This is a genomic window from Bacteroides sp. D1 (genome assembly GCF_000157095.2).
GTDB classification, from domain to species: Bacteria; Bacteroidota; Bacteroidia; order Bacteroidales; family Bacteroidaceae; genus Bacteroides; species Bacteroides xylanisolvens.
Genome location: NZ_JH114350.1, coordinates 805,709 through 819,772, shown reverse-complemented (window position 1 = coordinate 819,772; position 14,064 = coordinate 805,709). Strand labels below are relative to the sequence as shown.

Sequence of the window (14,064 nt, the reverse complement as noted above, 5' to 3'; positions counted from 1 at the left end):
TGTGTTAATCCGTGTAATCCGTGCCTTAATAAAAATCAACAGGAAGTTTTGAACTCTTCCTTATATATTAGATAAACTCTTTACTTCTTAGCGTAGCTGTCTGCTTTGGCTTTTGTACGTTCAATGCGCTTTTGAGTGTCCGGATGTGAAGAGAACATTCTTTGTGCATAGGATGCTTTAGGAGCATCTTTTGCAAGTTCTGCCAATTTACTCAAGGCATTTGCCATTGCATAAGGGTCGATGCCGTTTTTTACACAGAATTCAACACCATAATCATCGGCTTCATTTTCTTGCTTTTGTGAGAATTGTGCACCGGCAAGAGCTTCTGCCATGGCTCCCAGTTCGGAGTCTGTCAGTTTGGCTACTTTGTCGTTGGCTGCACCTGCCGCGTTCTTCACAGCTGAACGTAGGTAGGCATTTTTCATAGCGTCTTTGGAATCTGTGTGAACCACATGACCGATTTCATGACCTACCACTGCCATTACTTCTTCATCCGTCATAACATCCATCAGACCGGCGCAGATACGTACACTACCGTCACCGCAGGCAAAGGCGTTTACGTCTATTACTTCATATACGCCAAAGTTAAGTTTCAGTCCGTCCACTTCTTTGATATGTCCCGTCAGTTTCTCCAGACGTTTGCCATATTCAGTATCAGGTTTTGTCAATGGATTATGAGTGTCCATCCATGCCATATATTCCTTACTCATATTAGCAATGTCCGCATCAGATAACGTAACGGCTGATACTACATCTTTACCTGCTTGCAAAGCTTTTCCTAAATTAATCTTCTTGCCGAATTGTGCAGAAGCTGTCATTCCCATGCCTAATAATACGAAGGCAATCATAGCGATTTCTCTTTTCATACTCTTTTTCTAGTTTAATGTTCTATGCATAAATTAATACTCAAATGTTATTCCTAATGTGGGGAGCAAAGTCCCGCTCGATTGTTTGAGGCGTTTCATTTTATAGTGTTGGCTGTTGGCAGGAGCTTCCGGATTCTCGATGATGCCGGTGCTCATCAGCACATCCTGCTGTTTCAGTTTGCTGGCCGTGATATTCTGCAAATCAAGATAGAATCCCAGCATGCAATGTTTCAGATAAAATGTCTTGTCGATACGGAGGTCTACCTGTGCAAAGGCCGGAAGACGTTCCTTATTATATTTTGAATAGTCGTAATATGCTTTGCCTTGTGCATCCCAGGCGGATACCAAAGATGACTTTTCTTCATCGTATGGGGTATAAGGAGCACCGCCGATGCAACTGACTTTCATGCCAACACTCCATTGGTGGGGCAGATTGTAAGTTCCCCGCAAATTGAAAATATATCGGTTGTCCCATGCGGATGCGATGTATTCGCTCTCTTTGTCGTTGCGGTATTCACTTTTAAAGATGGTGAAGGAAGAAGCCAGATTCAGTTTCTTGGCGATCAGCCACTTTACCAGAATCTCCGCGCCATACGAACGTCCTTGAGCGGTAGAAGTCAGCAATTCATTGCCAATCACTCCATAGTCATTTCCTTTGCAGGTAAGAGGAATCCCGTCTACAACGGAGAGCGGAATTTTGTCATAGTCTTTATAGAATCCTTCGACGGAGACTTCGAACGTATCTCCTTTGCGCCAACTAATGCCCAGACTTTCCTGGCTGACTTTCATATAGCGGAGATTGTATTTGTTGACATACGTTCCGTTATTATCTTTAAAACCGAGTGCCGTGTAAGGAGGCAACTGATAATAAAGTCCTGCATTTCCGCTTACGAACCAGTGCTCGGCAAGTTGGTAGGAAAGCGATATGCGGGGAGAAAGCTGATCGGAGAGTGACTTCATGGCCGACGAATAATTGTTGGCATCAGCTCTCAATCCCAAGGAAGCTGTGAAACGTTCGTCCATCGAAGAGTAGCTGATAGTGCCGAAAAGTCCCCAACGCATCATTCCCAAATAGGTATGGTAATCAAACGTTTGTACCTGATTGGTATATGCCTTTTGAAAGGTGGTGTTGGTATATTGACTATAATCCAGATTCACTCCGAGATTGACTTTCCAGTTGCGGAAAGAAGAATTGTTTTCGAAGCGGAACTTCGTTTCCTGTTCGGTAGAACGGAGGCGGAGCATCAGATTTTCCGGAATGCTTTCATCATTCTGCCGGTATTTGGTGTTGCGATTGTTAAGGTAACTGTGACTGACTACCACTGATTGCACATGCGGCCCTGCATAGTGACGATATACAGCACCTAAGGTAAACGTTTCCTGCTTGATTTTTGGCAGGTAACTAAGGATGTATTCATTGTCCTCGCTATCTGCTTTCGTGTTCAATCGCATATTGTCGATTCCTCCAAGCCCCAATACCGTCAATTCGTTCTGCTCGTTGAACCGGGTTTTCAATTTGAATTGCGCATCGGTGAAAGTCGGCAGGAAAGGCAGGTCGAGCATATCAAACAGGAATTGTAGATAAGATTGACGCACAGATACCAGATAGGAGGTTTTCTTTCCAATATGTCCGTTGGAGGCCAGAGAGACTTCGGATGCTCCGAGGGTGGCTTTTAGTGAGTTATGCTCCATGTCTCCGTCGCGCAATTTGAAATCAAGCACGGAGCTAAGTGCGTTCCCTCTATCAGTGGGAAAAGCACCGGTATAGAAATTTACTTCACGTATCAGGTCGGCATTAAGGATTCCCACCGGACCGCCGGATGCTCCTTGCGTGCTGAAGTGATTGATATTGGGTATTTCCACTCCGTCCAGATAGAAACGGTTTTCAGAAGGAGACCCACCGCGTACAATCAGGTCATTGCGGTAGCCGATAGGAGAGAAGGCAACTCCCGGATAAGACTGAACAATACGCGAAATGTCTCGATTGGCTCCCGGACTCTTTTCTATTTCCTGCAATCCGATGATGCGCAGGCTGACCGGACTTTCCAAGTCGCGCCGGAAAGGAGAAGCGGTGACGGTTACTCCTGCGAGTTCGGTCAGGTTCTCTTCCATTTCTATCGAAATGTTCAGATCTTTGGTAGATAAGATATATTCGGGAGTAGTGACACTCTTGTAGCCGATGGCTGTCGCTTGCAAACGGTAGATGCCGGGAGGCACTTGTTCGATGGTGAAATGACCTTCCGCATTGGTGACACCACCTTTGTTCAGCCCAAGAATCATTACGTTAATGAATTCTAATGGCTGACGGCTGTTTTTCTCAATCACCGTTCCCTTTATTTGATGTACAGGTTGTGCCTGTAACAGGGAAAACAGGATGTTAGAAAATAGTAGCAGTGTCAATAGTTTTTTCATGTGATTGCCAATTGTCGGTGCGAAAGTACGAAAAAAGTATTAAATAATGATACCTTCCGTGAATAAAAAAAGAATCACTTCTGATTTGGTTCGTTTTACCTGCTGATAAAGTTAGTCGGGTTTTGTTTCACATTTCATTTTTATATCTTATTTTTGTGGGACATATTAAAACAGATTCCTTATGAAGACTGTAAAATTGATAACTTGTAATGATGCGATGAAGGCACATATCCTTCAGGGAGCATTGGAGAATGAAGGCATCGAGTCTATTCTGCACAATGAGAATTTCTCTACTTTGTATAAAAGTTGCGTAAGTAGTATAGCAGGGGTGGATATATTGGTGGCAGACGAAGACTACGAGAATGCTGTCCAAGTGTTGAAGGATAACGATAGTTGGCCGGAAGAGTTAACGCTTTGTCCGTACTGCGGTTCATCGGACATCCAGTTGGTTTTGAGAAAAGAAAAGCGTTGGCGTGCTATGGGGGCTGCTATCATTTCTGCATTAATGGTCATTCCTCCGGGAGACAACCACTGGAACTATACCTGTAAACAGTGTCATAAAAACTTTGAAATGCCGGTTGCTAAATTTAATCCTGCTGCAGAACCAGAGGAATAATTATATCTAACTATTTATAACACACAATGGAAAAGAAAAAAAATCTATTAATTGCTCTTCTTTTAATTTGGGTAGCTCCCTCTTTTGCTGCCAAAGTAGATACCTTGTTAATTAAAAGTCCTTCCATGAATAAGGAAGTGCAAGTGGTCGTTGTTACGCCGGATGCTGCATCAGGAAAGAAAGCGGTGGCTTGTCCCACCATTTATTTACTGCACGGTTACGGTGGAAATGCTAAAACATGGATTGGCATTAAACCGAATCTTCCCCAAATTGCGGACGAAAAAGGAATCATATTCGTTTGTCCGGACGGAAAGACCAGTTGGTACTGGGATAGTCCGGTCAATCCGTCTTTCCGCTATGAAACTTTTATTTCGTCGGAACTGGTGAAGTATATCGACGAACATTACAAGACGATTGCCGACCGTAAGGGACGCGCCATCACCGGATTGAGTATGGGTGGACACGGAGCGATGTGGAATGCAATCCGTCATAAAGATACGTTTGGTGCCAGTGGAAGTACAAGCGGAGGGATGGATATTCGCCCGTTCCCGAAAAACTGGGACATGGCTAAACAGTTGGGAGAATATGAATCGAATAAGGAGGTATGGGATAATCATACCGTTATCAATCAGATTGATAAGATAGAGAATGGCGATTTGGCTATCATTGTCGATTGTGGAGAAGATGATTTCTTCCTGAATGTGAACAAGGATTTGCATAACCGCCTGTTGGAAAGAAAGATCGATCATGATTTTATTACCCGCCCGGGAGCGCATAATGGACAGTATTGGAATAATTCCATTGATTATCAGATTCTGTTCTTTGATAAGTTTTTCAAGAAATAAAACCGGGAATACTTGACTTTGGCTTTTCAATGTTGTATCTTTGGTACAGAATCATAAAATAGATTGAGGTTAAACTACGATAGAAGGAGGGAGCGGAAGCTTTCTCCTTTTTTGTTGTATCCTTGGGAGTCGTGAGCTTTATCCCGGTTTATAAAAGGGATGAAACCAGAGATTAACGTGTTTTATACCGTAGCTTTATAAAAATTAGACGGTGCGTTACGACTCATTAAACGCTGCATTAGGAGAAGTTAGAGCCTTTGTTAGGTAAAATCAGAGCCTTTGTTTCGGAATAAACAAAGTTGAGGCATGAAAAGTATCTTTATAGGTTAAGAATCTATAATTCTGCTCTTGACAGAAATAGAGTGATTATGCTACTTTAAAAGAGAATTCGATGTCCGAATGAAAGATTATTCGAAAGAAATCGAAATGTTGCGTGTGTATGGATAATAGCTGGCCTGTCCTCCGGCATAGGTCGTCTGACAAATCATCCTGGATGGATTTCCTTTTTTATCAAACCCATACGAATAGACTGTCTTTTCGTCGTTACTTCCTGCAGGACAACTGTGCATGGTGAAATGGCGCGGATCCTTACCCAATAACCCTGCGTAAAGAGCTTCAATATGGAATGTCAGAGGGTGTATTTCCAATAAACCGAGGCAGGGCAAATGATATGTCGAACTTTCTTCTCCCGGTTCATAAATGAACTTGTTTTCAAGGCCGTTCATCTTGGAACTGATAGAGGTTATATCTCCGTTCTCGTATGTAAGTGATGTTGATGAATATTCTGTATCGTCAATATTCTCGACAATTCCGGTTAAGTATCCTTCTGCAGAGTAAGAAAATTGATAAATACGATTTTGTGAAGACAAACTGTATACACATTGACTGGCATAGCCTTCGCTATTTAATGTATATACTAAAGTGAGATAGTCAGTGGTAACTGTTACCTGATTATCAGAGTAGCTCAAGTTTACTTCGTTACTGATTTCTTCTTCGAAATAACGTTGTTTTATAATATGTTGAATCAGGCGCTCGCCATCGAACATAAACTTCTCTGTTCTATCTACAGGATTTGAATCGCTCTTGACGGTTTCATTGAAAATCATAGCCCATTGCCCTTTATCCTCTACTGTGCCCTTTTCGTCATCATCCGAACAACTGAATGTCAGTATTGCCAGCAATAAAATAGCTATTTTTTTCATCCTTTCTTATTTTAATCGTAATCCGTTACTACTAAAACGTCTACTTGCCGGACTTATTACGCTTTTCTCTATCTTGAATTGCGCTTTTGTCGTCTCTTCGGTTTCCTCGTCCTTGGGTGGATAACTTCCATCTATTACACCGAGAGCTACTTTCAACAGTCTCTCATCTTTATTGCCGAATGGCAGAAACTCGCTATAATTGGTTATTCCATCAATGATTGTCTCACTGACTTTAAGATCTGTAGCAGGTGATATAGAGCCGTAGGTATCATGATTAGAATCATAAACCGTGCAGACTGCCGGGTTGATTGACCATAGAAATTCTTCATTAATGAATTGCTCCGTTGCTACATTTTGTCCTTTAGTAGCACCACCAATGGCTACGACGGGATAACTATCTTTTAGATAAAGGCTTCTGATTAACATTTCCGGAGCTCCAGCTGTTGTGCTACTCGTAATGACAAACAGACCGGGGAGGTTTAAGTTAGTTCCTCCCTTTAATACTTCACCATCAAAGTGGATGGTAGCATCCTTGTCTCTGTTTTTATCATTATATTCGAGATAAGCCATTGGGGCATTTGAGTCATATCGTTCCCCTGAAGTTAAAATTGTACCTAACAATTGAACACAATCCAATGAACCTCCGGCGTTGTAACGTAGGTCAAGTATAACATATTTCACACCTGCTGTTTTGAATTCTTGTGAAACTTGGCGTAGTTCGTTATTGTATTTTTCTGGATCACTGCTGGTTCCGGCTGTGAAGCTATTGTACATGAGATAACCGACTTCGATTTCTTGACCATTCTCTTTTGCCGGAAGTACTGTATACTTATGTACCGGATTATCTTCAACGACTCGTGCTGCAGGTAGTTTTAGGGTTTTACCGTTAGGCACTACTTTGTACACATATTCTGTTTCTCCTTCTCCTCCTTCTTCCGTATCGGCTTTTGTTTTATCTTCCTCTTCTACCACAGGAACTTCTTTCCATACCCCCATCACCAAATCTCGGGCTGGGATTCCTTGTAGCAGTTGAGTCTCATATTTTTTGCTGATATAAGAAGTGTCCACTTTCATAATCCAGTCTCCACGCACCAATCCGGCGTCTGCCGCTGGTGAACCGGGAATTACATAAGTAATCAGAGCATTATAAGCTGTATCGATATCCGCACTTCTAACCAGTGAATAATCAAATCCATAAGTAGGTAGCGGAGTCTCCATCACAGAGTCCACAAACGAATAACTGTCGTTTTTTGATTTCACTTTAGATAAAAACGAAGCAGGCTCTAGAAACAGATTCACATCATCGTAGGAAGGTAGATCTTGATACCACAGATAGTTCTGTTGCATGATGTCGTACATCCATGTATCCAGTGCAGTTTGATGGGCATACTCCGGCCAGCGGTCGACACCACAGGAGAAGAAACCACTGATAGATACGAGGATCAGGGCAGGTATGAGGATTATCTTTCTTAATTTCGTCATCATAAAAAGCTTTTTACTGTGCAAATGTAGGAAATACTTTGCTTATCTACCACATTTATGGTATAAAAATGCCTTCAATGTGTGATTGGGTGTTAGAGAATCTTGCCTTATCTTTGTGACATCAAAGTTTTCGATAGGTATTAGCTAAAATATAGAAAGTTATTAATAGACGGATTTTTATTCATGGAGATAGCTGCATTATTATCAGGAGGTGTCGACAGTTCGGTTGTCGTACATCTCCTTTGTGAGCAAGGATATAAGCCTACTCTTTTTTACATTAAGATAGGCATGGACGGAGCGGAATATATGGACTGTTCGGCAGAGGAGGATATTGAATTATCTACTGCAACGGCACGTAAATACGGTTTGTCTTTGGAAGTGGTGGACCTGCATCAGGAGTATTGGGAGAATGTGGCGGCGTATGCCATTGATAAAATTCGGCAGGGATTGACACCGAATCCGGACGTGATGTGTAATAAGCTTATCAAATTCGGCTGCTTTGAACAGCGTGTCGGGAAAGATTTCGACTTTACGGCAACCGGTCACTATGCCACCACCTTACAACGTGATGGTAAAACTTGGCTGGGCACAGCAAAAGATCCCGTGAAAGATCAGACAGACTTTCTCGCCCAGATTGATTACCTGCAAGTTTCCAAGCTCATTTTTCCCATTGGAGGGTTGATGAAGCAGGAGGTACGTGAGATTGCAAACCGTGCCGGATTGCCTAGTGCCAAAAGGAAAGACAGTCAGGGGATTTGTTTTCTCGGAAAGATAAACTACAATGATTTCGTTCGTCGTTTTTTAGGAGAAAAGGAAGGGGCGATTGTTGAACTGGAAACCGGAAAGAAAGTGGGTACACATCGCGGCTATTGGTTCCACACAATTGGTCAGCGGAAAGGGCTCGGATTGAGTGGTGGTCCCTGGTTTGTAGTCAAGAAGGATATTGAGGAAAATACTATCTACGTATCTCGTGGCTACGGTGTAGAGACACAATACGGTAATGAATTCAGGATGCATGATTTCCATTTCATTACTGATAATCCTTGGAAAGGTCAGGAGAAGGAGGTAGACATTATTTTCAAGATTCGCCACACTCCCGAATTTACAAAAGGAAAACTGATACAGGAAGGGGAGAAGCTGTTTCACATCTTGTCGTCCGAAAAGTTGCAAGGCATTGCTCCGGGACAGTTTGGGGTGATTTATGATGAAGAAGTAAAAGTTTGTGTGGGGAGCGGTGAAATCATCTGTTAAATAGTTTATTTTGATTGGTGAAGATTGGATTATCAGGAGATTTCTCACTACTTTTGTTTCGTAGAATATAAATAAAGGAGGATTGCTTATGACAACGATGGAATTGAAAAGTCTGAAGATGGACTTGGTGGAGGAACTCCTGAGTTTGAATGACAAAGAGATGCTCAATCGAGTGAAGAACTATTTGAAACGACTGAAAAAAATGGAAGCTGAAAAAGAAGAGGAAGAAATCACGAAAGAAGAAGTTCTAGCAGGGATTGACGCCGGACTGAAAGAGGTAAAACTTTCAATGGAAGGTAAGTTGGAGGTAAAGACTGCAAGAGAGTTCATTAATGAATTATGAAATTATAGTTAAGCCGACATTTCAGCGGGAGGCTAAAAGGCTGGCGAAACACTATTCCTCTTTTAAGGAGGATTTTGTTTCATTGATTGATGATTTAGAACAGAATCCTCTGCTAGGAACGGACTTGGGACATGGACTGCGCAAAGTTTGTATGAAAATAACTTCAAAAGGAAAAGGTAAAAGAGGAGGAGCAAGGGTTATAACATTTACTTTAGTCGTTTCTCAACAAGATGCAGTTTTGAATCTTCTTTATATTTATGATAAAGCAGATAGAGCGTCTATATCAGAAAAGGAAATAGAACAACTTCTGAAACAGAATGGATTGAAATAGAATAGAGAAAGGCACTGTTCACTAGTTTGTGCTAATAGGATGTGTAGGGTAATTCTTATAAGGCGGCATCTCAAATATAGTATTCCGCTAAATCCACAATCCCAGCCCTCATCGCATATTTAGTAGCTTCATGTACATTATTTACTCCCAATTTGCGAAAGATATTCTTACGATGACTGTTTATCGTATGGAAACTAAGATTTTTCTCTGCTGCAATCTCTTTCGTCGTTTTTCCCAATGCAATTTCTTTTAGGATATTCTTCTCCGTTTGTGTCAATAGATGATCGTCTACGCTTGAGGCAGCCAGCGGAGAAGAAGCGCCCGAAAGCAACAGATTGCTGACATGATTGCAAATATACCGTTGTTTGCGGGTGGCACATTGAATGGCAGTCATGATTTCTTCTTTTGAATTATCTTTCATCACTACCCCGAAAGCCATACTGCTGAACAGTACCTGGCGGAGAAAGTTCAGGCTAAGTTCGTCAGAGAATAGAATCCAGTCGGCTTCCTTGAATCTTTCCTGCAAGACAATCAATTCATCCGCCCCGGCAAAATTGAACAGTGTATAATCCAATACAATCACCGCTTGCGGATGCAATCGTAGCTGCTGAATCAGTTCAGCCTTGTTATCAGCTTCTAAAAGGAGGGACACTTCCTTTTGTTTACTTAGCAGGAACATCATTCCCGCCTTACTGATATCCTGATTGTCTGCGATGATAAATTCTCTCATAATCAACGATGAATAAAAAAACTCCGCTACAAATGTACGCATTTTGCGCGATTTGTAGCGGAGTTATGATAAGATTCTTGTATCCGGATTACCAGGAACGTCCTTTGAAGATATTTGACTGGTCAAGCGGAACGATATTTCCGTTCAATGTCAGGTTATTGTTGCTGAAGTTCGGGCTGATACTAACCGAAGCAGTATTGTTTCCGCTGCTCATATTGATAAATACTTGAGCGGAGATGCCGATACCCTGAACGCTGAATGAGCAGTTCACATTTCCTTTTTTGTCGATATTCATCTTCATATCCGAAGAATTACCATCTACTGTAACACCACCGATTCCGTTAGGACCTGGGTAAGGAGTGTTGAAAGCAGTCTGTACGGTAGCTCTGTTGCCGTTCATCAAGACGAAGTTGGTGTTTGAAGTAACAAAAGCACTCATACCGTTGCGGAAGACAACTTGATTAGCTTCCAATACAAATTGCTTGTTCTTCAAAGCCTGTACAGCTTGTTGATAGGCTGCCATGTCCTGCACCTCTTCTTCGGCACGGAGTTTTGCTCTTTCTGCATCTCTTTGAGCTTTTCTTTCTGCGCGGCGTGCTGCTGCGTTACTTTCTTGTGCATACATCATTGTGCTTGCACTTACTAATACTAATGCTACTAATGCAATAAACTTTTTCATAACTTTTTTTGTTTAGGTTTAATACGTTGTTCGTTTATTGCAAAAACAAAGTGTATGCCAGATTGTTCACGAACGTCTTGCAATTTTATATCCGATGGCTGCCACAGTGATACTCATTAAGGGGCTGATAATGTTGAAAAAACAATAAGGTAGATACACAAGTGTGGGTACACTCAAGATAGTAGCTTGTGTCATTCCGCAACTATTCCACGGAATCAATACGGATGTAACGGTTACTGCATCTTCCGTCGTACGGCTTAGTAAGCAACTTTCATACCCTTTCTTGGCATAAATATCACGAAACATATTTCCCGTCAGAATGATACTGATGTATTGGTCGGCAGTTGTCAGATTAAGAAACAGGCCGGAGCAGACTGTCGCTCCAACCACGCTGACTGTTTTCTTCATGAAACGGACGAAGATGGAAGTGATACTTCCCAGCATACCGCTTGCTGTCATTGCCCCGCCAAAACACATGGCGCACAGAATCAGCCAAATCGTATTCATCATTCCCGCCATCCCACGTGTGGCGATTAAATCTGTCAGAACGGTATTGTCTGTATGTAAATTTGTCGCTCCATAGACGGTCATCATCAGTCCTTTGAATAAAGAATCGAATCCGGAAACGGCAACTCCGGAAATCTCTTGCAACAACTCCGGCTGAAATATCAAAGCAAAGACACCAGCCAGCAGAGTGGATAGGAACAGCGTAACGATAGAGGGTACTTTCCGTGCTATCAGTATTCCGGTTACAACAGGGACTATTAACAACCACGGAGTGATATGGAACTTCTCGTTCAAAGCGGTTGCTACCTCCGCAATATGTTGTGTATTGCTGGCATCATGGGAAAGTCCTGCCACTGTGAAAATAATCAGCGTGATGATAAGAGACGGTATCGTAGTAATCATCATATAACGAATGTGACGGAACAGGGGAGTGTCTGTGATGGAAGACGCCAGGATAGTGGTTTCGGATAAAGGAGATATTTTATCCCCGAAGTATGCCCCCGAAATGATAGCTCCGGCAATCCATCCATCTTCAAAGCCTTGCGCCTTTCCGATACCCATCAATGCAATACCGATGGTGGCAATAGTGGTCCACGAACTTCCGGTCATTACAGAAATCAACGCGCAGATGATGCAGGTCGATGCCAGGAAGAAACTGGGATGGATAATTTGCATCCCGTAATAGATTAAAGTCGGCACTACTCCGCTAATCATCCAAATGCCACTCAACGCACCGATTATCAACAGAATGATGATGGCTGTTGCCACTCCGGCAATATTGTTGGTGATGGCGAGCTCGTAATCTTTCCAGGGAATCTTATAAAACGCCATACCAATCAGGATACAAATGGCTGTAGTGGTAAGCAATGACACTTGACTTCCGCCGCTTAGGGCATCACTGCCAAAGGTACGGATAGTGGCAAACAATAATAACACCAGTACAACAATCGGTATCAACGATATGAGGGGAGAGGGGGCTTTCTTCATCTTGATTCTTATAACCTTTTATTTATTTTCCGGCTACTGTTTGTTGATAGCCGCGCAAAGATACAACAAAAAAGAATGAAATCTTTTGCTTCAAAACATCAGGTAATAAAAATTATTAGATGTTTATATTTGATTGGAATATGTAGGAGACGGCTCAACTGGCAAAAGTCTTGCGCCTGATCCACCAGTAACGGATGAAAAGCACCCCTGTCAGGATGAGGGCGATGGATAATCCGGTATAGAAAACAGAAATGAACGTTTCGGGCAGGAGGTGGAAGCTACGGATGGTGATTCCCAGGGAAATCATGAATATCATTGTAATCCAGCTTTTCACATCGAAAAAGGAGAACGGACAATTCCGGCGTTCTTTCTTTTGCTCGATTCGCTGGGTATGTTTATAGTAGAGCCTTCTGAAAACCAATACGAAGAATAATAAGAAAACCACGGTGGCTTCTCCTATTTTGAACATCCAATCTTGGGAAGTGTTTAACCAGGTCACAATTCCTATTCGCAGAATATTGGCACCGGCTATAATCCAGACGGCACCGGCTGTGATAAGTAAGATTTGTCTGTTAACTCCGTATTTCATTGGCGTTTTTTTTATAATAAACGGTTTGAGTGTTCGTTTTGTTGACTCATTTCTTGTAGAAAATCGTAATTAATAAAGAAATCCCGGTTAAAACAACTCCGGTACTGATAACTCCGTGCCAGCCATACAGTTGCCAAAAGCTGCCTGCCAGAAATGTTCCCATAGAACCACCGATAAAGTAAGTAGTCATGAAAACTGTATTAATACGGTTCGAAGCACGCGGATTTAGTTCGAAGATACTTGTCTGGTTACTTAGCTGAATACATTGCATTCCTATGTCAATGATGATGATACCGGCGATGATACCGACAAAGGTGTTTTCACCGACGAAGAACAACAACCATGCAAAGAGAATCAAACCGCAGCCGATAAAGTTGAAGCGGCGTACGCCTACCCGTTTTACGTATCTTCCGACAAAAGAAGCAGTCAGTGCACCGGCTACTCCGCAAAGTCCCAGCATACCGATTACATCGCTGTTGGCGAAGAACGGAGCTTGTCCCATTTTAAAAGCCAGACAGGACCACATGGCAAGGAGGGAACCGAAATTCAGTGCCGCCCGAATCGAATAAATGCGTAGTTGCGGATATTCTTTCACTAAGGCTAACAGAGATTTCATCAGGTCGCTATATTTTCCTTGGAAGTTGGTTTGAATATCGGGAAGGACTTTTAATACAACAATCGCGCAGATAAACATCATGCCTGCAGCAATGTGATACATTTCCCGCCAGCCAATCAGTTCACCGATAAATCCGCTGACGACACGTGAAGCCAGAATACCGGTCAATAGTCCTGATAAGACAATTCCTACGTTTCTGCCTTTATGTTCCGGACGGGAAAACTGGGCGGCTATGGGAATGAATATCTGTGGAATCATGGAACAGACTCCCGTGAGGAATGAAGCGATGAGTATCAGATGGAAGCTGTGTGTCAGGGCAATCGTCAAGAGGGAGAAGATCAGGACGGTGAAATTGACAAGGATGATTTTCTTTCGTTGATATAAGTCGCCTAAGGGGGTGATGAACAACAGTCCTGCCGCATAGCCTATTTGCGTGACCATGGCAATCAGGTTAGTTCTGAACTCTGATATGCCAAGTTCATGGCGTATCATATTTAATAGAGGTTGGATATAATAGATGTTGGCTACCGAGACACCTGCCACAATAGCAAGTGTCCAGAGGATGGATGCCGGTAGTCCTCCGTTTTCTTTTAATGGCTGTTTCATGC

Annotated in this window: 14 protein-coding genes; 5 read left to right on the top strand and 9 right to left on the bottom strand. The window is 42.4% G+C overall.

From position 1 onward, the window contains the following. Positions 1-80: 80 nt before the first annotated feature. Complete coding sequence (locus BSAG_RS01690) at positions 81-866, bottom strand: M48 family metallopeptidase (protein WP_004296962.1); 786 nt, start codon at positions 864-866, stop codon at positions 81-83. Between the two features lie 33 nt (positions 867-899). Continuing rightward, complete coding sequence (locus BSAG_RS01695; RefSeq protein ID WP_004316014.1) at positions 900-3,278, bottom strand: TonB-dependent receptor; 2,379 nt, start codon at positions 3,276-3,278, stop codon at positions 900-902. Positions 3,279-3,459: 181 nt separating this feature from the next. Here BSAG_RS01695 and BSAG_RS01700 point away from each other — a divergent pair, with 181 nt between their 5' ends. Together BSAG_RS01700 and BSAG_RS01705 are read left to right on the top strand one after the other, a co-directional pair. Then, the gene (locus BSAG_RS01700; protein ID WP_004316013.1) at positions 3,460-3,894 is read left to right on the top strand and encodes a DUF2007 domain-containing protein; all 435 of its coding nucleotides are present in this window, start codon (positions 3,460-3,462) and stop codon (positions 3,892-3,894) included. A 26-nt stretch (positions 3,895-3,920) separates the two neighbouring features. Then, positions 3,921-4,739: an alpha/beta hydrolase gene (locus BSAG_RS01705; RefSeq protein ID WP_004316012.1), complete on the top strand. Its 819-nt coding sequence runs from the start codon at positions 3,921-3,923 to the stop codon at positions 4,737-4,739. A 407-nt stretch (positions 4,740-5,146) separates the two neighbouring features. Here the strand turns inward: BSAG_RS01705 and BSAG_RS01710 are convergent, their stop codons facing one another. Both BSAG_RS01710 and BSAG_RS01715 read right to left on the bottom strand, forming a co-directional pair. After that, positions 5,147-5,941: a DUF4595 domain-containing protein gene (locus BSAG_RS01710; RefSeq protein WP_004316011.1), complete on the bottom strand. Its 795-nt coding sequence runs from the start codon at positions 5,939-5,941 to the stop codon at positions 5,147-5,149. A 6-nt stretch (positions 5,942-5,947) separates the two neighbouring features. After that, complete coding sequence (locus tag BSAG_RS01715) at positions 5,948-7,426, bottom strand: S41 family peptidase (RefSeq protein WP_004316010.1); 1,479 nt, start codon at positions 7,424-7,426, stop codon at positions 5,948-5,950. A gap of 180 nt (positions 7,427-7,606) precedes the next feature. On the opposite strand from BSAG_RS01715, the gene mnmA reads away from it, so the two are divergent. The 3 genes from mnmA (at position 7,607) to BSAG_RS01730 (ending at position 9,348) form a co-directional block, all read left to right on the top strand. Beyond that, on the top strand, positions 7,607-8,674 hold the full coding sequence (gene mnmA / locus BSAG_RS01720) for a tRNA 2-thiouridine(34) synthase MnmA (protein ID WP_004316009.1): 1,068 nt from the start codon (positions 7,607-7,609) through the stop codon (positions 8,672-8,674). Between the two features lie 88 nt (positions 8,675-8,762). Continuing rightward, positions 8,763-9,017, top strand: a complete 255-nt coding sequence (locus BSAG_RS01725; RefSeq protein ID WP_004316007.1) for a hypothetical protein — start codon at positions 8,763-8,765, stop codon at positions 9,015-9,017. Next, the gene (locus tag BSAG_RS01730; protein WP_004316006.1) at positions 9,007-9,348 is read left to right on the top strand and encodes a type II toxin-antitoxin system RelE/ParE family toxin; all 342 of its coding nucleotides are present in this window, start codon (positions 9,007-9,009) and stop codon (positions 9,346-9,348) included. The genes BSAG_RS01725 and BSAG_RS01730 overlap by 11 nt, the downstream gene beginning before the upstream one ends. Before the next feature lie 70 nt (positions 9,349-9,418). Here the strand turns inward: BSAG_RS01730 and BSAG_RS01735 are convergent, their stop codons facing one another. The 5 genes from BSAG_RS01735 to BSAG_RS01755 all read right to left on the bottom strand — a co-directional run bounded on the left by BSAG_RS01735 (position 9,419) and on the right by BSAG_RS01755 (position 14,062). Beyond that, a complete protein-coding gene (locus BSAG_RS01735) occupies positions 9,419-10,078 on the bottom strand; it encodes a LuxR C-terminal-related transcriptional regulator (protein ID WP_008770885.1) in 660 nt (219 codons plus the stop codon). 88 nt (positions 10,079-10,166) lie between these two features. Further along, a complete protein-coding gene (locus tag BSAG_RS01740; protein ID WP_004305931.1) occupies positions 10,167-10,757 on the bottom strand; it encodes a DUF4251 domain-containing protein in 591 nt (196 codons plus the stop codon). A gap of 66 nt (positions 10,758-10,823) precedes the next feature. Beyond that, positions 10,824-12,251: a Na+/H+ antiporter NhaC gene (gene nhaC / locus BSAG_RS01745; RefSeq protein ID WP_004316004.1), complete on the bottom strand. Its 1,428-nt coding sequence runs from the start codon at positions 12,249-12,251 to the stop codon at positions 10,824-10,826. A gap of 154 nt (positions 12,252-12,405) precedes the next feature. Continuing rightward, on the bottom strand, positions 12,406-12,840 hold the full coding sequence (locus tag BSAG_RS01750) for a hypothetical protein (protein WP_008018526.1): 435 nt from the start codon (positions 12,838-12,840) through the stop codon (positions 12,406-12,408). 46 nt (positions 12,841-12,886) lie between these two features. After that, positions 12,887-14,062 carry an MFS transporter gene (locus BSAG_RS01755; protein ID WP_004315999.1) on the bottom strand — a complete coding sequence of 392 codons (1,176 nt, stop codon included), beginning with the start codon at positions 14,060-14,062 and terminating at the stop codon, positions 12,887-12,889. Between the last annotated feature and the right edge of the window lie 2 nt (positions 14,063-14,064).

Bases quoted from the DNA above. Each gene is read 5' to 3' on its own strand.
- BSAG_RS01695 (WP_004316014.1), bottom strand. From the start codon at position 3,278: ATGAAAAAACTATTGACACTGCTACTATTTTCTAACATCCTGTTTTCC.
- BSAG_RS01700 (WP_004316013.1), top strand. From the start codon at position 3,460: ATGAAGACTGTAAAATTGATAACTTGTAATGATGCGATGAAGGCACAT.
- nhaC (WP_004316004.1), bottom strand. From the start codon at position 12,251: ATGAAGAAAGCCCCCTCTCCCCTCATATCGTTGATACCGATTGTTGTA.
- BSAG_RS01750 (WP_008018526.1), bottom strand. From the start codon at position 12,840: ATGAAATACGGAGTTAACAGACAAATCTTACTTATCACAGCCGGTGCC.
- BSAG_RS01740 (WP_004305931.1), bottom strand. From the start codon at position 10,757: ATGAAAAAGTTTATTGCATTAGTAGCATTAGTATTAGTAAGTGCAAGC.
- BSAG_RS01710 (WP_004316011.1), bottom strand. From the start codon at position 5,941: ATGAAAAAAATAGCTATTTTATTGCTGGCAATACTGACATTCAGTTGT.
- BSAG_RS01715 (WP_004316010.1), bottom strand. From the start codon at position 7,426: ATGATGACGAAATTAAGAAAGATAATCCTCATACCTGCCCTGATCCTC.
- mnmA (WP_004316009.1), top strand. From the start codon at position 7,607: ATGGAGATAGCTGCATTATTATCAGGAGGTGTCGACAGTTCGGTTGTC.
- BSAG_RS01755 (WP_004315999.1), bottom strand. From the start codon at position 14,062: ATGAAACAGCCATTAAAAGAAAACGGAGGACTACCGGCATCCATCCTC.
- BSAG_RS01735 (WP_008770885.1), bottom strand. From the start codon at position 10,078: ATGAGAGAATTTATCATCGCAGACAATCAGGATATCAGTAAGGCGGGA.
- BSAG_RS01705 (WP_004316012.1), top strand. From the start codon at position 3,921: ATGGAAAAGAAAAAAAATCTATTAATTGCTCTTCTTTTAATTTGGGTA.
- BSAG_RS01730 (WP_004316006.1), top strand. From the start codon at position 9,007: ATGAATTATGAAATTATAGTTAAGCCGACATTTCAGCGGGAGGCTAAA.
- BSAG_RS01725 (WP_004316007.1), top strand. From the start codon at position 8,763: ATGACAACGATGGAATTGAAAAGTCTGAAGATGGACTTGGTGGAGGAA.
- BSAG_RS01690 (WP_004296962.1), bottom strand. From the start codon at position 866: ATGAAAAGAGAAATCGCTATGATTGCCTTCGTATTATTAGGCATGGGA.